A 17,730-nucleotide genomic window follows, 5' to 3' on the forward strand; every position below is an offset into this window, starting at 1 on the left:
TATGCGAGGCGTAAGTCCCCTGTCGCATGGCATGAGCGGGGAAGAGTGGGTGTTGATGTTCGTATGTGCGGAGGTCCGGCTGTGCTCAGGCGCGGTCGATGTGCACGTTCGTCGACTTCACGCGGGCCGTGGCCTCCATGCCGACCTCCAGGCCCAGTTCCTCGACGGCCTCGCGGGTGAGCAGGGAGACGAGTCGGTGCGGGCCGGCCTGGATCTCGACCTGGGCGGCGACGTCGCCGAGTTTGATCGCGGTGACGATGCCGGGGAACGCGTTGCGGACCGAGGTGTACGGGGTCTCCTCGTCGCCGGTCCCCGCCTTCGCGAGTTCGACCGAGAACGCTGCCAGATCCCGTCCGTCGATGAGCCTCCGCCCGCTGTCGTCGCGATGGGTCGCCATCCGGCCCGCGTCCGCCCAGCGGCGTGCGGTGTCCGGGCTCACGCCGAGCAGCCGAGCCGCCTGGCCGATCGTGTAGGACTGCATGCCGGTCACGATAGGGCGGGGAGCGGGTGGTGGTGGACGTGGGGTTGGAGGATGTCGTGCGGATCGGGCGGCGGGGGAGGCGGGCACCCGGCGCGACGACGGGTGGGGCGTACCGCGTCGGATGGAGTGCGTGGTGCGTCCGCCGCGGCGGGGGATCCTCAGGAAATCCCCGAAGCCCTGAGTACGGCCTGCGCCGTCTCGTCGTCGATACGGTGCCGGAGTCGGCCCAGGACGTCCGAGTCCTTGGAGTTCCGGGACAGCGTGCCGCATTCGAGGGAGCGCCGGACGCCGGTGTCGAGTTCGTGCCAGATGAGCGGGTTGGCGATCAGGACGCGGGGATCGAGTTCCAGGCGGTGACCGTGGGCGTCGCGCAGGATCAGGTGCGCGGAGACGTCGCCGTACTGCCGTACGGCCACCAGCGCGTCCGTGTGGACCGTGTGCCTTGTCAAGGGGCCGCGGGCCGTGAGCCAGCCGGGGCCCGCTGTGACGCGCTGGGGGAGCAGGACCGCGAAGACCGTGGCCGCCAGCGTGAGCCACAGCAGGGTGCGCGGCGGGTTGAGCGTGTGCGCGTCCCAGTCGACAGCCACGGCCATCGCGCCGAAGGCGAGGGCACACGCTGCCGCGAACCGGACGTTTCCGCGCCAGTGGCGGTCGGCGGCCGGGCTGGGCGGTCCGTTCGGTCGCATGGGGCTGACGGTAGGTCCCCGGTCGTACGGCCGCGGTGTCGTTGACGTGGTCCTGGCGCCGTACGACCGCATTTTGACGCGATCGCAGCGCCCGGCAGCGCGATGGCGACGCCCGCGGTTCCGTCCCGCCGTCCGTAATTCGGTCCCGGCGCCCGCGTCGCGAACCGGGCGTGCCCTCAGCCCGTGTGCACGCGCGGTCGGCGGGCGCGGTCCGGTTCTGCCTCGCGCAGGACCTCGCGGGTGACCGGGGCGACCTCGCCCTGGCCGAAGAGGAAGAAGCGGAGGAAGTTGGCGAAGGGGTTGCCCTCGGTCCACTCGAAGTAGATGTGGGGGAGGCAGCCGGTGGTGTCGCGGACGTGGAGGAGCAGGGCGGCCAGGGCGTTGGAGACGGAGGAGGACTCCAGGGTCAGGACGCGGTAGCGGTTGTGCATGACCTCGCCGCGCACGGTCAGGCCGGACTCGAACTCGGAGGGGTCGGTGACCGTGACCTCGACGAAGACGAAGTCCTCCTGGTCGGGGACGTCGTTGTCCTGCCGGATCTGCTCGATCTTGTCCCGGTACTCGGTGATGTCGCGTGCGTCGGGCTCGTTGGCGATGAACCGGATCTTGCGGCTGGCGATGTCCCGGACGAATCGTTCCGCCATGTCGTCCATCGTCACGCTGGTCACGCGGAGTTCGAAGGCGCGGGCCAGCCGGGAGGCCAGGGAGAGGATGATGATGCCCGCGATGAAGCAGGCGCCGATCTTCACGCCGTCCGGGCGCTCGAAGACGTTGACGACGGTCGTGTAGAGGAAGACCGCGGAGATCACCGCGAAGGCGATGGTCCAGTTCCGCTGTCCGGCCTTGCGGGCGGCGATCGTCACGGCGATCGCGGCGGAGCTGATCAGTACCAGCACACCGGTGGCGTAGGCGCCGCCCTGCGCGTCGACGTCGGCGTCGAAGATCCAGGTCACCAGGAAGGCGATCAGGGTGAAGACGATGACCATCGGGCGGACCGCGCGGGCCCAGTGCGGGGCCATGCCGTAGCGGGGCAGGTAGCGGGGCATCAGGTTGAGCAGGCCGGCCATGGCGGAGGCGCCGGCGAACCAGAGGATGGCGATGGTCGAGACGTCGTAGACCGTGCCGAAGGCGCCGCCGAGGTAGTCGTGCGCGAGGAACGCGAGGGCGCGGCCATTGGCCTGGCCGCCCGCCTCGAACTCCTTCTCGGGGATCAGCAGCGTGGTGATGAAGCTGGTGCAGATCAGGAAGCAGCTCATGATCAGGGCGGCCACGGTGAGCAGCTTCTTGGTGCCCCGGATCCTGCCCTTCGGGTCCTCCTCGGTGTCCCCCGCGTCGCCCCTGACGTGCGGCATCACGGCGACGCCGGTCTCGAAGCCGGACAGGCCCAGGGCGAGCTTCGGGAAGACGATCAGGGCCATGCCGATCATGACGAAGACGTTCCCGTGCTCGGCGGTCAGGGCGCTCGACCAGTCGGTGACGACATGTCCCTCGGTGATGACGTGCCAGAGGCCGACGATCACGACGACGACGTTCAGCGCGAGGTAGAGCCCGACCAGGGCGACGGCGACACCGATCGCCTCCAGGAAGCCCTTGAGGAACACCGCGCCGAGCAGGGCGACGAGCACGAGGGTGATCAGCATCTGCCTGTCGTGCAGGGCGCTGTGCAGATGGGGGTTCTCCACCAGGTGGGTGGAGGCGTCCGCGGCGGAGAGCGTGATGGTGATCAGGAAGTCGGTGGCGGCGAAGCCGAGCAGGGTCAGGACGAAGAGCTTGCCCCTCCAGAAGGGAAGCAGCCGCTCCAGCATCGAGATCGAGCCCTGCCCGTGCGGGCTCTCCTCGGCCACCCGTCGGTAGACCGGCAGCGCGCCCGCCAACGTGACGATCACGAGCACGATGGTCGCGATGGGCGAGAGCAGGCCGGCCGCGAGCGCGGCGATGCCTGGCTGATAGCCGAGGGTCGAGAAGTAGTCGACGCCCGTCAGGCACATCACGCGGTACCAGGGCTGGCCCTCCTGCGCCTTCGGCTCGGCGAGCGAAGGGTGCTGGGTGCCGCCCTTGCCCATGTCGGACAGGCCCTCCAGCATCCAGACCCGCAGGCGACTGGGCGGCTGTTCCGTGGTGGCCATCGGCGTTGCTCCTGGTGTGCTGCTCAGCGTGCGATTTCAGCCATCACGCGGACGGCCGCACCAGCGTAAGCGGAGAGTGACGCCCGGGCCCACGGATGAGGGGGCAGGGGGCGTCAAGCTTGCGTTAAAGCCGGCCGTGTCGGCGGGGGCGGCGCATCAAGAAACGAGCTTCAGGCGCCCATTCGCCGCTCTTGCGCTGTATGGGGGGGCGCGGGCCCGGTGATCAGATACGGACACCCGGTGTCGTACACCGTGACGAGGTAGCGCAGCGTAAAGGAGTCGTCCGCGCTGTCCGCAGGGTGCCGGCCCGGCACTTCGCCTTGCGATGAGTGACGTACGGCCCGGACGACTGAAGGTCTACCTCGGGGCCGCCCCGGCGTCGGCAGGACCTACCGGATGCTCGACGAGGGGCGGCGGCGCGCTGCCTGCGGGGCGGATGTGGTGGGGTTCGTGGAGTGCCACGGGCGCCCGCGCACGGAGCGGATGCCGGACGGGCTGGAGGGCATCGCCCCGGCCCGGTGCGAGCACCGAAGTGGCGTGTTCGCCGAGATGGACGTGGACGCAATGGCTCCAGCCGGCGCGGGCGTCTGGAGCGGTTCCTCGCGGGCTCGGCACAGGCGAGACCGTCGTCGCACTCTCCGGCGACATCGACGTGCACCGGGTCACACACGAGCGCGCCGGGCGGGGCACGCCGCTGCCCTCGCGCCGCCGCACGCTGTCGAAGTCCCGGCCGATCGCGGGGCCCGTGGCCGGACTGGTGTTGCCCGTGCTGCCCACCCTCGGTCCGGCTCAGGTGCGCGACACCGTGAACCTCACCGGCGACGCCCTGCTGTTCCTGCTCGCGGTCGTGGGCGTGCCTGCACAGGGGGTGTGGTATCGGCGGTGATCGCGTCGGTCACGGCGTCCCTGCTGCTGAACCACTGGTTCATCCCGCCCATCGGCGGCTTCTCCCTCGACGACCTCAACGCGCTGCCGGCGTCGGGAGTCTTCGCGGTGGTGGCCGCCGGCGTCGTCGACCGGTCCCTGCGCCTTGTCGCGCCGGGCGGCGCGCGCCGCCGCCGAGGCGGAGACGATGTCCTCGCTCGCGGGCAGCATCGTGCGCGGCGCGGAGGCCGCCCTCGGTGCCGTGCTCGGCGTGCCGCTCATCGGCCTGTCGGTGCTGATTTCCCGCTTCCACTTCCAGCCGGCCGACGGCGTCACCGTCCTCGCCCGGCTCGCGGACGCGTCACTCGGCCACAACTGGGCTTTATACGTCATCCAGTTCGCGACGATGATCCTGCTGGCCCTCTCCGCGAACACCTCCTTCGGCGGCCTCCCGGTGCTGCTGAAGCTGCCGGGCTGTCGCAGAACCAGCGGGGGCCGTCGCCGCGCATGCCGTACGGCGCACCGCAAGCGCCGTAAGAGTCACGTCAAAGGCGTGTGCGTCGCCGTATGGGATCCGTCAACGACGGCCGGATCCGGCGAGGAAGACGGTTTCCTCTAACTGTCCCAGTCCAATCCGAACCTCATTCCAGGAGCTCACGATGGCCGATCTGGCCTTCGTCGTCACCACGATCGCGCTCTTCGCGCTGGTGGCCCTTGCCGCCAAGGGGGTGACGAAGCTGTGACTGCCGAGAACATCGTCGGTCTGGTCGTGGCCGTCGCCCTGCTGGGCTATCTCGTCCTCGCCCTGATCTTCCCGGAGAGGTTCTGAGAGAGGCTATGGGTCCCGTACTCGCCGGCATCCTCCAGCTGCTCGCCCTGATGGCGGCGCTGGCGCTCGCCTACGTCCCCCTTGGCACCTACATGGCCAAGGTCTACTCCTCCGACCAGCACTGGCGCGTCGAGAAGTGGATCTACAAGGGGATCGGAGCCGACCCCGACACCGAGATGCGCTGGCCCGCGTACCTGCGCGGATTGCTCGCCTTCTCCGCGGTCGGCGTTCTCTTCCTCTACGCGCTCCAGCGGCTCCAGGGCGTTCTGCCCGGCTCGCTCGGCTTCTCGTCGATCGACCCGGACCAGGCGTTCAACACCGCCGTGTCCTTCGTGACCAACACCAACTGGCAGTCGTACTACGGCGAGCAGGCCATGGGCCACGTCGTGCAGACCGCCGGCCTGGCCGTGCAGAACTTCGTATCGGCCGCGGTCGGTATCGCCGTCGCCGTCGCGCTGGTCCGTGGCTTCGCCCGGTCCCGCACCGGTGAGCTGGGCAACTTCTGGTCCGACCTGGTGCGCGGTGTCGTGCGCATCCTGCTGCCGGGAGCCGCCGTCGCCGCGGTCGTCCTGGTCGCCTGCGGCGCCATTCAGAACTTCTCCGGCATCCACGAGGTCGGCCAGTTCTTGGGCGGCCCGCAGCAGTGGAACGGCGGCGCGGTCGCCTCTCAGGAGGCCATCAAGGAGCTGGGCACCAACGGCGGTGGCTACTTCAACGCCAACAGCACCCACCCGTTCGAGAACCCCACCCCGTTCACCAACCTCTTCGAGATCTTCCTGCTCCTGGTGATCCCGTTCTCCCTGACCCGGACCTTCGGCGTCATGGTCGGCTCGGTCAGGCAGGGTTACGCGATCCTCGCCACCATGGCCGGCATCTGGGCCGGCTTCGTCGCCCTGATGATGTGGACCGAGTTCGCCCACCACGGCCCGGCGTTCGAACTCGCCAACGGGGCGCTGGAAGGGAAGGAGACCCGCTTCGGGGTCGGCGCCTCGTCGATCTTCGCCGTGTCGACCACCCTGACCTCGACGGGCGCGGTGGACTCCTTCCACTCCTCCTACACCGGCCTCGGCGGCGGTATCACCATGCTCGGCATGATGCTCGGCGAGATCGCGCCCGGCGGCACCGGCTCCGGCCTCTACGGCATGCTGATCATGGCGGTCATCGCGGTGTTCATCGCCGGACTGATGGTCGGCCGTACACCCGAGTACCTGGGCAAGAAGATCGGCACCCGCGAGATCAAGTTCGCGGCCTGCTACATCCTCATCACCCCGGCGCTGGTGCTGATCTTCACCGCGTTCGCCATGGCCCTGCCGCCCCCGGGCAACTCGATGACCAACAGCGGGGCGCACGGATTCTCCGAGATCCTCTACGCCTACACGTCCGCCGCGAACAACAACGGCTCGGCCTTCGCCGGTCTGAACGCGGACACGCAGTGGTTCAACACCACGCTGGGTCTGGCCATGGTGCTCGGCCGCTTCCTGCCGATGGTGTTCGTGCTGGCCCTGGCCGGCTCGCTCGCCGAGCAGAAGCCGATCCCGGCCACCGCAGGAACCCTGCGCACCGAGAAGCCGCTGTTCACCGGCCTGCTGGTGGGCGCGATCCTGATCATCGCCGGTCTGACCTACTTCCCGGCCCTCGCGCTGGGGCCGCTGGCCGAGGGGCTGGCGTCATGACCGCTCGTACAGAGAAGCAAGAGGACTCCATGTCCACAGCCACCCCGACCCGGGCGCCGCACAGCGACGTACCCAGTGGGCACAAGGCCGCAGAAGGACGTGTCGGCGCGGGTCTCTTCGACCCCGGGCAACTGCTGAGGTCGCTGCCGGACGCCGTCCGCAAGCTCGATCCGCGGGTGATGATCAAGTCCCCCGTGATGTTCGTGGTGCTCGTCGGCTCGGTACTCACGACGATCTTCTCCTTCGAGGACCCGGGCGACTGGTTCGGCTGGACGATCAGCGCCTGGCTGTGGCTGACGGTGATCTTCGCGAACCTCGCGGAGGCCGTCGCCGAGGGCCGCGGCAAGGCGCAGGCGGACACCCTGCGCAAGGCCAAGACCGGCACGGTGGCGCGGCGGCTCGACGACTCCGTCGAGGAGCAGGTGCCCGGCACCGAGCTGAAAGTCGGCGACCTGGTGGTCTGCGAGGCGGGCGACACCATCCCCGGCGACGGGGACGTCGTCGAGGGCGTGGCCAGCGTCGACGAGTCGGCCGTCACCGGTGAGTCGGCTCCGGTCATCCGTGAGTCCGGCGGCGACCGCTCGGCCGTCACCGGCGGTACGAAGGTGCTCTCCGACCGCATCGTCATCAAGATCACGACAAAGCCGGGCGAGACCTTCATCGACCGCATGATCAACCTGGTGGAGGGCGCCGCGCGCCAGAAGACCCCCAACGAGATCGCGCTGAACATCCTCCTCGCGTCTTTGACCATCGTCTTCCTGCTCGCCGTGGCCACCCTGCCGCCGCTCGCCGACTATGCGGGCACCGACCTGACCATGGTCGTCCTGGTGGCCCTCCTGGTCTGCCTGATCCCGACCACCATCGGCGCCCTGCTGTCCGCGATCGGCATCGCGGGCATGGACCGTCTGGTGCAGCGCAACGTCCTGGCGATGTCCGGCCGTGCGGTCGAGGCCGCCGGTGACGTCTCCACGCTGCTGCTCGACAAGACCGGCACCATCACCCTCGGCAACCGGCAGGCCGCCGAGTTCGTGCCGGTCAGCGGCGTCACCGAGGCCGAGGTCGCCGACGCGGCCCAGCTCTCCTCGCTGGCCGACGAGACGCCCGAGGGCCGCTCCGTCGTCGTACTCGCCAAGGAGAAGTACGGGCTGCGCGAGCGGCACCGGGGCGAGCTGGCGCAGGCCGAGTGGATCGCCTTCACCGCCCAGACCCGGATGTCGGGTGTGGACGTCGACGGGCGCAGGATCCGCAAGGGCGCGGCCGGTTCGGTCATCAGCTGGGTCCAGGATCAGGGCGGCGGTGTCGCGGACGACGCGGACACCCTCGCCAACCGGATCTCCGAGGCTGGCGGTACTCCGCTGCTCGTCGCCGTCGAGGACGACAGGGGCGCCCGAATCCTGGGCGTCATCCACCTCAAGGACGTCGTCAAGGAGGGGATGCGCGAGCGGTTCGACGAGCTGCGCCGCATGGGCATCAAGACCGTCATGATCACCGGCGACAACCCGCTCACCGCCAAGGCGATCGCCGAGGAGGCGGGCGTCGACGACTTCCTCGCGGAGGCCACGCCCGAGGACAAGATGGCGCTCATCAAGCGGGAGCAGGCCGGGGGCAAGCTGGTCGCGATGACCGGCGACGGCACGAACGACGCCCCGGCCCTCGCCCAGGCGGACGTCGGCGTGGCGATGAACACGGGCACGTCGGCCGCCAAGGAGGCCGGCAACATGGTCGACCTCGACTCGAACCCGACGAAGCTCATCGAGATCGTCGAGATCGGCAAACAGCTGCTGATCACGCGTGGCGCGCTGACGACGTTCTCCATCGCCAACGACGTCGCGAAGTACTTCGCGATCATCCCGGCCCTGTTCGCGGCGGTCTACCCGGGCCTGGACAAGCTCAACATCATGGACCTGTCCTCACCCGACTCGGCCATCCTGTCCGCGGTCGTCTTCAACGCGCTGATCATCATCGCGCTGGTCCCGCTCGCCCTGCGGGGTGTGCAGTACCGGCCGGTGAGCGCCGACAAGATGCTCCGCCGCAACCTCGGGATCTACGGCCTCGGCGGACTGGTCGCGCCCTTCGTCGGCATCAAGGTCATCGACCTGCTCATCTCCCTCATCCCTGGGCTGTAACTCTCTGAAGGCGTGCTGATCGTCATGAACAACTCGGTTACGAACACTGCCCGGTTGCTCGGGGCGGGCCTGCGTGCCCTCCTCGTGCTGACCGTGGTGACGGGCATCATCTACCCGCTGGTGATCACCGGTATCGCCCAGGGGCTGTTCGGCAACAAGGCGAACGGCTCCGAGATCAAGGCGGACGGCAAGGTCGTCGGCTCCTCCCTGATCGGGCAGTCCTACAACCTGCCGCTGAAGGAGGGCCAGGAGACCCCGGCGCCCGACCTGAAGTGGTTCCAGGGACGTCCGCAGAACGGCCTCGGCACCAACAGCGTCAACACCCAGTACTCGATCATCCTCTCCGGCGCGACCAACCGGTCGGGCGACAACAAAGAGCTGATCCAGTGGGTGAACGACGCCAAGGCCGCGGTCATCAAGGACAACTCGACCGCCGACTACAAGGTCAAGGCCTCCGAGGTACCCGCCGACGCGGTGACCTCCTCCGGTTCCGGCCTGGATCCGGACATCTCTCCCCAGTACGCGGACATCCAGGTCCACCGGATCGCCGAGCGCAACGGCCTGCCGGTCGACCAGGTCCAGAAGCTCGTCGACGAGCACACCGAGGGCCGCACCCTCGGCTTCATCGGCGAGCCCCGCGTGAACGTCCTCGAACTCAACGTCGCCCTCAAGGAACTCGTGGCGAAGAGCTGATGGTCTGTGCCCAAGCCCGATGTACGACCGGAAAGGCGCACACCGATGACCCGCGTACTGGTGGTGGAGGACGACCCACAGCTCGTCCGGGCCCTCGTGATCAACATGCGGGCACGCCGGTACGGAGTGGACGCGGCACCCGATGGCGCCACCGCGCTCCGGCTGGCCGCCGCCCGCCAGCCCGATGTCGTGATGCTCGACCTCGGACTGCCTGACATGGACGGCGTCGATGTGATCAAGGCCCTGCGCGGCTGGACCCGCGTGCCGATCCTCGTGCTGTCCGCCCGTCAGGCGTCCGACGAGAAGGTCGCCGCCCTGGACGCGGGGGCCGACGACTATGTCACCAAGCCGTTCAGCATGGACGAGCTGATGGCCAGGCTGCGGGCGGCCGTCCGTCGCACCGAGGACACTCCGGCGACGTCCGGGACGACTCTGGTGGAGACGGCGGAGTTCACCATCGACCTGCTGGCCAAGAAGGCCGTCCGCGGCGGACGCGATGTGCGCCTGACGCCCACCGAATGGCACCTGCTGGAGATCCTGGTCACCAATCCCGGCCGGCTCATCACCCAGAAGTACCTCCTTCAGGAGGTCTGGGGGGTGTCCCGGCGCGACAAGACCAACTACCTGAGGGTCTACATGGCCCAGCTGCGCCGCAAACTCGAAGCGGACCCCTCGCACCCCTGTTACCTGATCACCGAACCCGGCATGGGTTACCGCTTCGAAGGATGACTGCGGCTCGCGGCACACTTCGCATCGGAGGTGTCAACGATCCGTCAGCGTCGGCCCGATCGCCGTCAGCATCCCGTCACGGGACGCGCCGATCACGAGGCCGGCGGCATGGCGTCGGCGATTGCCCCGGTTCGCCTCCCCGCGTCCGGGGCCGCCGACCCTCAGGAGACATCCCATGACAGACCTCTTGTCCAGCGAGGACCCGGAGCCTTCCGATCGGTTCCCGGCCGGACCACTGTTCGTCCCGGTCCGATCGGTTCCCGGCCGGACCACTGTTCGTCCCGGTCCGGCCGGGCCCGGCACGATGCACGATCCGGATCTTCCGCACCCCGCTCGGTGACCGCACGGCCGTGGGTTTCACGTCGGCGAGCAGGCTCACCGACGCACTCGGCGCCGGTCAGCCCTGGATCAGGCTCGCCGAGCCCGCCCTGCGCGCCCTGATCGCGCCGCTCGGCGTCACCACCGTCACGATCGACCCCCGGATCTCCGCACCGGCCCCCGAGACGCTCCACCACCGGGCACCCGAAGTCGCCCTCGTCCCGGCCGAAGGGACCGCACGATGACGACCCGCCACGACCCGTACGCACCGACCTGTCGGGCGTGGCCGGCTTCCGTCGCGAAGCACCGCGCCGGCGACCTCGCCGTGGCCGGCGTACCCCTCACCGAGATCGCGGACCGCTTCGGCACCCGTCTGCGTCCTCGACGAGGGCGAGGTGCGTGAAGGCCGCCGCACCCACCGGCACGCCTTCGGGGACGCCGAGTGCCGTACGCCGCCAAGGCATTCCTCTGCCGGGCGATGGTCCACTGGATGGCCAGGAAGGGCCGCGGGCTCGACGTCTGCTCCGCCGGCGAACTGGAGGCGGCGGTCACCACCGGATTCCCGCCCGAGCGGATCGTGCTGCACCGCAACGCCAAGTCCCCGCGCGACCTTGACACCGCGCTGCGCCCGGCCGTCGGACGCGACGTCATCGACAGCCCGTCGGAGATCGCGCGGCTCGCGGCGGCGGTCGGACCGCAGGGCCACCGGGCGGGCCGTGCGGCGTCAGGTGCGTGCGCTCGGCGTACCCGGCTCTGACGTGGGGGAGCCGCGCGTGGTACCGCGCGGGCGGTGGGCGGGAATTCGACGACCGGGCCAGCGCGCCCCGCATGATCGGCCGACGCGGCACGGCGGACCCGGCTCGGGTCACTGTCGTGGGCCGGCACGGCGAGGCGGGCGACATCCTCGCCGCCGATGTCCAACTCGCGTCCGTCACACGCCCCGGAGACCTGCTGGCCGTGCCCCCCCGCCGACGCCTGCCGCCTGCCACCTGCCCATGGCCTCCGGCCGCAGCCTGGTCGCCGTCCGCTCGTGGTCGCCGTGGTGGCGGGAGTCGTACGGCTTCTCGTGTGCCGTGGGTCTTTGGGCGGCTTTCGTGGCCGCGATGTGCGCCTGTGGACGGTCTCGGGGATGTGGGGCAGGCCCCAGGCTCCCTTCACAGCCGTTGTCTGCCGCTTACAGTGCCGCTCCGTAATGTTCGTCACGGAGGTCGAAAGTTTCGTTCGACCTGTGGGAGGGCTGACGCGTATGCGGACGTACGACAACCCGGTGATCGGTGGCTTTCATCCCGACCCGAGTGTGTGCCGGGTCGGCGAGGACTACTACGTCGTCTGCTCCAGCTTCGAGTACTTTCCCGGCGTGCCGCTCTTCCACAGCCGGGACCTCGTGCACTGGCGGCAGATCGGCAACGTACTCGACCGGCCGGGGCAGTTGGAGATCCCGGACGGTGCGCCGGCCTCGGACGGCGTCTACGCGCCGACCCTTCGGTATCACGACGGTCGGTTCTACATGATCACCACCAACGTCAGCGCCGGCGGCAACTTCCTGGTCACGAGCGACCGTCCCGGGGGGCCGTGGTCCGACCCGGTGTGGGTGGATGTGCCCGGCATCGATCCCGACCTGGCCTGGGACGAGGACGGCAACTGCTGGTGTGCCGTCGCGGGCGTGGCGGTGGCGCGTATCGACACGGAGAGCGGGAAGGTGCTGGAAGGGCCGTTCCGGGTGTGGTCCGGGACGGGGCTGCGGGACCCGGAGGCGCCGCACCTCTACCGCGTCGGCGAGTGGTGGTACCTGATGCTGGCCGAGGGCGGCACCGCAGACGCCCACTCCGTCTCCGTCGCCCGCGCCCGCTCGCCCCGCGGCCCCTTCGAACCGGCGCCCGCCAACCCGCTCCTGTCCCACCGCGGCACCGGCCTGCCGATCCAGTGCACCGGCCACGCCGACCTGGTCCAGGCGCCCGACGGGACCTGGTGGATGCTGCTCCTCGGCACGCGCCCGCGCGGCCACTTCCCTGCCTTCCACGTCCTCGGCCGGGAGACCTTCCTGACGCCCGTGGAGTGGGCGCACGGCTGGCCGCGGGTCGGCCCGGTGCGCGAATCCCATCCGGCGCCGTCGTCCCTGAGTCCCCTCCAACCCGAGCCCACACGGGACGACTTCGACACCGCCGACCTGGCACCGCACTGGATCTCGCCCCGTCGCAGGCCGCAGGGCTCCTGGTCGCTGGGCGAGCGCCCGGGATGGCTGACGCTCAACGCGACCGGCGACAGCCTGGACCGCCCCGGCCACACCTTCGTCGGGCGCCGCCAGCAGCATCACGACTGCCGGGCCGCGGCCCGTCTGGATGCCAGAACGGGCCGCGCGGGACTCTCCGTACGCATGGACGAGGCCCACCACTACGACCTTGAGGTCTCCGGGGGAGAGGCGAGCGTGATCGCCCGGATCGGCCCGCTGCGGCAGCGAGTCGCCGTGCACGCGCTGCCGTCGGGACCGGTCACGCTCGTCGCCCGGACCCGCACTTCGGACCTCGTACCGCCGACCGGCCGGGACGCGCTCGGCGTCCGGGCCGGCGGCCCCGACACGGTCGCCTTCTCGCTCGAAAGCCCGGACGGCACGGTCCCGTTGGCCGAACTGGACGGCCGCTATCTGTCCACCCAGGTCGCGGGCGGCTTCACGGGACGGGTGATCGGTATGTACGTCACGGAGGGCAGCGCGGCCTTCGACTGGTTCGAGTACGTCCCCGCAGGCGGCCCCGGACGCTCCGGCTCCTGACCGCAGATTCGCCGTGTACGAGGGGTTGCCACGCTTTGGCAGCGGTCTCTAGGGTGCGGCAACAGCGAAGCTTTCTGGAATGGTTCCGAAACTTTCGGTCCAGCGGACGGACGCGGGTGCGCCGTCCCGTACCCAAGGAGCGCATGATGGGCGACCGGGCACTGTCCCGCCGCGGCTTCCTGACGGCCTCGGCCGCGGCCGGTCTGGGCATGACGGCACTGAGCGGCTGCGGCGGCGACTCGGACGGAGGATCCTCGGGGACGACCACGGTCGAGTGGTGGAACATCTCCACCGCTCAGCCGACCAAGGATGTCTGGGCCGGCCTCGCGAAGAAGTTCGAGGCCCAGAACCCCAAGGTCAAGATAAAGATCGTCCAGCTGGAGAACGACGCCTACAAGTCGAAGATGACGGCGCTGACCGCCTCCGGGGAGCTGCCGGACATCTTCCACACCTGGGGCGGCGGCGTCCTGAAGCAGCAGGTCGACGCCGGGCTCGTCGAGGACCTCACGGACCGGACGAAGCCGTGGGCCGACGGTCTGCTGGCGGTCGCGAAGGAGCCGTATCTGCTCGACGACCGGGTGTACGGCATCCCGTTCGACATCGGCATGGTCGGCTTCTGGTACAACAAGGCGCTGTTCAAGCAGGCCGGCATCGCCACGCCGCCCACCACCTGGAGCGACTTCCTCGACGCCGTCGGCAGGCTGAAGTCCGCCGGCACCACCCCCCTCGCCCTCGCGGGCAAGGAGACGTGGACCGGCATGTACTACTGGGCGTACCTGGCGATGCGCACCGCGGGCGCCGACGCGCTGGAGAAGGCAGGCGACGACAAGGACTTCACCGGCGCCGAGTTCGTCCAGGCCGGACGGCACCTCAAGGATCTCGTCGATCTCCAGCCGTTCCAGAAGGGCTTCCTCGGCGCCGCCTACTCCAGCCCCACCGGCCAGGCCGCAGCCGTCGGCAACGGCAAGGCGGCGATGGAACTCATGGGCCAGTGGGCGCCGTTGGTGCAGGCGGACGCGGGCAAGGGCCTCGGCGACGACCTCGGGTTCTTCCCGTTCCCGGCGGTCGAGGGCGGCAAGGGCGCCATCACCGAGGTGTTCGGCGGGGGTGGCGGACACGCCCTGCGGCAGGGCGCCCCGCAGGCCGCCGTCGACTTCCTGAAGTTCTTCGCCTCCGAGACGACGGACCTGGAACTGGTCCGGAAGACCGGCGTCCTTCCGGTGGTGCCCGGAGCCGAGAGCGCCATCACCGACCCCAACATCGAGGCCGTACAAGCGCAGTTGAAGGGCTCGACCGGCTTCCAGCTCTACCTCGACCAGGCGTACGCGCCCGCCCTCGGCCAGGAGGTCAACGACAGCGTGGCCGGGCTGATCGCCGGGTCCAAGTCGCCCGAGCAGGTCACCGAGTCGATCACACAGACCGCGAAGGAAGAGCAGTAGGCCCCGATGACCTCCACGTTCCTTCCGGACAAGCGGACCGGCCCCGAAGCCGGTCCTCCGCCCCCGGCCCTCAGGGTGGGCCGGGGGCGGTCCCGGCGGCGGATCCGCAACTGGCTCACCGCGGTCGGCTTCCAGTTGCCCGCGCTGGTGCTGTTCCTGGTGCTGGTCCTGCTGCCGATCCTGTTCGCCCTGTACGCGGCCTTCTTCCGCTGGGGCGGCTTCGGCATGCCCTCCGACTACATCGGCGCCGACAACTTCACCCGCCTCTTCGACGACCCGGTCTTCCTGGGCGACCTGTGGCGCTGTCTCGTCCTGGTCGGGCTGTCGCTCGCCATCCAGCTGCCGTTCGCGCTCGCCATGGCCGTCCTGCTCAACCAGCGGATCCGCGGCCGGGCCGTCTACCGGACGCTGTTCTTCGCGCCGTACGTGCTGTCCGAGGCCATCACCGGCATCCTGTTCGCGATGATCTTCGCCCCGGACAGCGGTCTCGCCGACCAGGTCCTGGGCAGCGTGGGCCTGGACGGGCTCGGCGGGACCTGGTTCGCGGATCCGTCCACCGTCATGGCGACCCTGTTCCTCGTCATGACCTGGAAGTACTTCGGCTTCCACATGATGCTCTACCTGGCCGGCCTGCAGTCCATCCCGGCCGAGTTGACGGAGGCGGCGCTCATCGACGGGGCCAGTCCCTGGCAGCGCTTCCGCCATGTCACCCTGCCGCTGCTCGCGCCCACCCTGCGCATCAGTGTGTTCCTGTCCGTCATCGGCTCCATCCAGCTCTTCGACCTGGTGTGGGTGACGACGGCGGGCGGCCCCGACCATCACTCCGAGACCATGGCCGTGACCATGTTCCAGTACGGGTTCAAGCGCTATCAGGTCGGCTATGCCAGCGCGATCAGCGTGGTCATGTTCGGCATCAGCCTCGTCTTCGCCCTCGCCTACCAGCGGTTCGTGCTCCGCCGCGACCTCGAAGGGGCGACCACGACCATGCGGGGAGGCCAGAAGTGAAGACACGTGCGCGGAATCTCCCGGTCCACGTCGTCCTCGTCCTCGTCGGCGCGGTGATGGCCGTACCGCTGGTCTATGCGGTCATCTCCGGCTTCAAGTCCACCGACGAGCTCTCCCGTAACCCGATCGGGCTGCCCGAGTCATGGGTGACCTCCAACTACACCGACATCCTCGGCTCCGGTTCCTTCTGGCGGCTGGTCGGCAGCAGCACGTTCATCGCCATCGGTACGACCGTTCTCGTCGTCGCGGTGTCCGCGCTCGCCGCCTTCTCCTTCGCGCGGTTCGCATTCCGCGGACGCGAGTTCTTCTTCACCCTGTTCACGATGGGGCTGATGTTCCCCTTCGCGGTGGCGGCCCTGCCGCTGTTCCTGCTGCTGCGCTACCTGGGCCTGCTGGACAACCCGCTGGGCGTGATCCTGCCGCAGGCCGCGTTCGGGCTGCCGATGACCATCATCATCCTGCGCGGCTTCTTCCGGGAGATCCCCGGCGAACTGGAGGAGGCGGCCACCCTCGACGGGTGCAGCCCGCTCGGCTTCTTCTGGCGGGTCCTGCTGCCGATGGCGCGGCCCGCGCTCGGCACCGTCTCCGTGCTCGCCGTCGTCACCAGCTGGAACAACTTCTTCCTTCCGCTGCTGGTCTTCACCGACTCCACGTGGTGGACCGTCCCGATCGGCGTCCAGCAGTTCCAGGGCCAGTACTCCGCGGAGTACGCCAGGGTCTTCGCCTACCTCGTGCTGGCCATGGTCCCCGCACTCGCCTTCTACTCGGTCGCCGAGCGCCAGCTCGTCGGCGGCCTCACCGCCGGTGCCACCAAGGGATGACACGCGCCGGAGGACGTACACCGCGTCTGCCGTATCCACCGTATCCACCGTGAGGAGTCGCACCATGCGCAGTACCCGCACACGGCTCAGACTCACCGGCGCCCTCGTCGCCCTGCTCCTGTCCGCCGGCGTACCGGCCGCCCAGGCAGTGGACGACCAGCCGACGCTCGCCGAACTCGCCCAGCGCCACGGCCGCTACTTCGGCAGCGCCACCGACAACCCCGAGCTGACCGACGAGCCGTACAAGGCGATCCTCGGCACCGAGTTCGACATGATCACCCCCGGCAACGGCATGAAGTGGTACGCCACCGAGCCCCAGCAGGGCGTCTTCGACTTCTCCAAGGGCGACGAGATCGTGAACCTCGCCCGCGCCAACCACCAGCGCGTGCGCGGGCACACCCTGGTCTGGCACAGCCAGCTGCCCGGCTGGCTCACCTCCCGGGACTGGACGGCCGACGAGCTGAGGGCCGTACTGAAGAAGCACATCCAGACGGAGGTACGCCACTACAAGGGCAAGGTCTATGCCTGGGACGTGGTGAACGAGGCCTTCAACGAGGACGGCACCTACCGGGAGACGATCTTCTACAAGACCCTCGGACCGGGCTACATCGCCGACGCCCTGCGCTGGGCCCACCAGGCCGACCCGAAGGCCAAGCTCTACCTCAACGACTACAACGTCGAGGGGACCGGCCCGAAGAGCGACGCCTACTACCGCCTGGTCAAGGAGCTCCAGGCGCAGGGCGTCCCGATCCACGGCTTCGGCATGCAGGCCCATCTCGCGCTCCAGTACGGCTATCCGAGCACCCTGGAGGACAACCTCCGCCGCTTCTCCCGGCTCGGTCTGGACACCGCGCTCACCGAGGTGGACGTGCGGATGTACGTGCCCGCCGACGATGCCGAGCTGGCCACGCAGGCGCAGTGGTACCGGGACATGACCGAGGCATGCCTGGCCGTGCGGCGATGCGTGGGAATCACGCTGTGGGACTACACCGACAGATACTCCTGGATCCCGGCGTTCTTCGACGGTGAGGGCGCCGCCCTGCCGTGGGACGAGGAACTGCGGCCGAAGCCCGCGTACTTCGCGATCCGGGACGCGCTGCAGTAGGGGGTGCACTGTCCGGCCGGGCATGGCGCGCTGTCCGGCGGGGCATGGCGCGCTGTCCGGCGGGGCAT

14 protein-coding genes and 3 pseudogenes are annotated in these 17,730 nt (G+C 69.5%); 14 read left to right on the forward strand and 3 right to left on the reverse strand.

Going from position 1 to position 17,730, the window contains the following annotated elements; all coding sequences use genetic code 11:
• Positions 1-85: 85 nt before the first annotated feature.
• From GFH49_RS16540 to GFH49_RS16550, 3 genes are all read right to left on the reverse strand, one after another.
• A complete protein-coding gene (locus tag GFH49_RS16540; RefSeq protein WP_196218020.1) occupies positions 86-481 on the reverse strand; it encodes a TOBE domain-containing protein in 396 nt (131 codons plus the stop codon).
• A 158-nt stretch (positions 482-639) separates the two neighbouring features.
• Positions 640-1,167 carry a hypothetical protein gene (locus GFH49_RS16545; protein WP_155056653.1) on the reverse strand — a complete coding sequence of 176 codons (528 nt, stop codon included), beginning with the start codon at positions 1,165-1,167 and terminating at the stop codon, positions 640-642.
• 176 nt (positions 1,168-1,343) lie between these two features.
• Positions 1,344-3,293: an APC family permease gene (locus tag GFH49_RS16550; protein WP_155056654.1), complete on the reverse strand. Its 1,950-nt coding sequence runs from the start codon at positions 3,291-3,293 to the stop codon at positions 1,344-1,346.
• 396 nt (positions 3,294-3,689) lie between these two features.
• Here GFH49_RS16550 and GFH49_RS41505 point away from each other — a divergent pair.
• The 14 genes and pseudogenes from GFH49_RS41505 to GFH49_RS16615 all read left to right on the forward strand — a co-directional run.
• A pseudogene (locus tag GFH49_RS41505) lies at positions 3,690-3,800 on the forward strand (hypothetical protein); the annotation flags it as partial.
• Between the two features lie 59 nt (positions 3,801-3,859).
• Positions 3,860-4,626, forward strand: a pseudogene (locus tag GFH49_RS41825) (DUF4118 domain-containing protein); the annotation flags it as partial.
• A gap of 270 nt (positions 4,627-4,896) precedes the next feature.
• Complete coding sequence (gene kdpF, locus GFH49_RS16560; protein WP_016434100.1) at positions 4,897-4,986, forward strand: K(+)-transporting ATPase subunit F; 90 nt, start codon at positions 4,897-4,899, stop codon at positions 4,984-4,986.
• Positions 4,987-4,994: 8 nt separating this feature from the next.
• Positions 4,995-6,659, forward strand: coding sequence for a potassium-transporting ATPase subunit KdpA (gene kdpA / locus GFH49_RS16565; RefSeq protein WP_155056655.1), 1,665 nt, complete (start codon positions 4,995-4,997; stop codon positions 6,657-6,659).
• Positions 6,656-8,785, forward strand: coding sequence for a potassium-transporting ATPase subunit KdpB (kdpB, locus tag GFH49_RS16570; protein WP_155056656.1), 2,130 nt, complete (start codon positions 6,656-6,658; stop codon positions 8,783-8,785). The genes kdpA and kdpB overlap by 4 nt, the downstream gene beginning before the upstream one ends.
• A gap of 24 nt (positions 8,786-8,809) precedes the next feature.
• Entirely contained in the window at positions 8,810-9,478 is a 669-nt protein-coding gene (locus tag GFH49_RS16575; protein ID WP_155056657.1) for a potassium-transporting ATPase subunit C, read from the forward strand.
• Positions 9,479-9,523: 45 nt separating this feature from the next.
• Positions 9,524-10,207, forward strand: a complete 684-nt coding sequence (locus GFH49_RS16580; protein WP_155056658.1) for a response regulator — start codon at positions 9,524-9,526, stop codon at positions 10,205-10,207.
• Positions 10,208-10,557: 350 nt separating this feature from the next.
• The gene (locus GFH49_RS41520) at positions 10,558-10,770 is read left to right on the forward strand and encodes an SAV_915 family protein (protein ID WP_408055915.1); all 213 of its coding nucleotides are present in this window, start codon (positions 10,558-10,560) and stop codon (positions 10,768-10,770) included.
• 28 nt (positions 10,771-10,798) lie between these two features.
• Positions 10,799-11,234 (forward strand): annotated as a pseudogene (locus GFH49_RS41730) (diaminopimelate decarboxylase); the annotation flags it as partial.
• Between the two features lie 537 nt (positions 11,235-11,771).
• The gene (locus GFH49_RS16595) at positions 11,772-13,292 is read left to right on the forward strand and encodes a glycoside hydrolase family 43 protein (protein ID WP_155056753.1); all 1,521 of its coding nucleotides are present in this window, start codon (positions 11,772-11,774) and stop codon (positions 13,290-13,292) included.
• A 146-nt stretch (positions 13,293-13,438) separates the two neighbouring features.
• Complete coding sequence (locus tag GFH49_RS16600; protein WP_155056659.1) at positions 13,439-14,731, forward strand: extracellular solute-binding protein; 1,293 nt, start codon at positions 13,439-13,441, stop codon at positions 14,729-14,731.
• A gap of 6 nt (positions 14,732-14,737) precedes the next feature.
• Complete coding sequence (locus GFH49_RS16605; protein ID WP_155056660.1) at positions 14,738-15,736, forward strand: carbohydrate ABC transporter permease; 999 nt, start codon at positions 14,738-14,740, stop codon at positions 15,734-15,736.
• 56 nt (positions 15,737-15,792) lie between these two features.
• A complete protein-coding gene (locus tag GFH49_RS16610) occupies positions 15,793-16,557 on the forward strand; it encodes a carbohydrate ABC transporter permease (protein ID WP_230396338.1) in 765 nt (254 codons plus the stop codon).
• Between the two features lie 64 nt (positions 16,558-16,621).
• Positions 16,622-17,662 carry an endo-1,4-beta-xylanase gene (locus GFH49_RS16615; RefSeq protein ID WP_155056662.1) on the forward strand — a complete coding sequence of 347 codons (1,041 nt, stop codon included), beginning with the start codon at positions 16,622-16,624 and terminating at the stop codon, positions 17,660-17,662.
• Positions 17,663-17,730 lie beyond the last annotated feature (68 nt).

The sequence above is a fragment of the Streptomyces blattellae genome, assembly GCF_009709555.1.
Classification (GTDB): Bacteria; Actinomycetota; Actinomycetes; order Streptomycetales; family Streptomycetaceae; genus Streptomyces; species Streptomyces blattellae.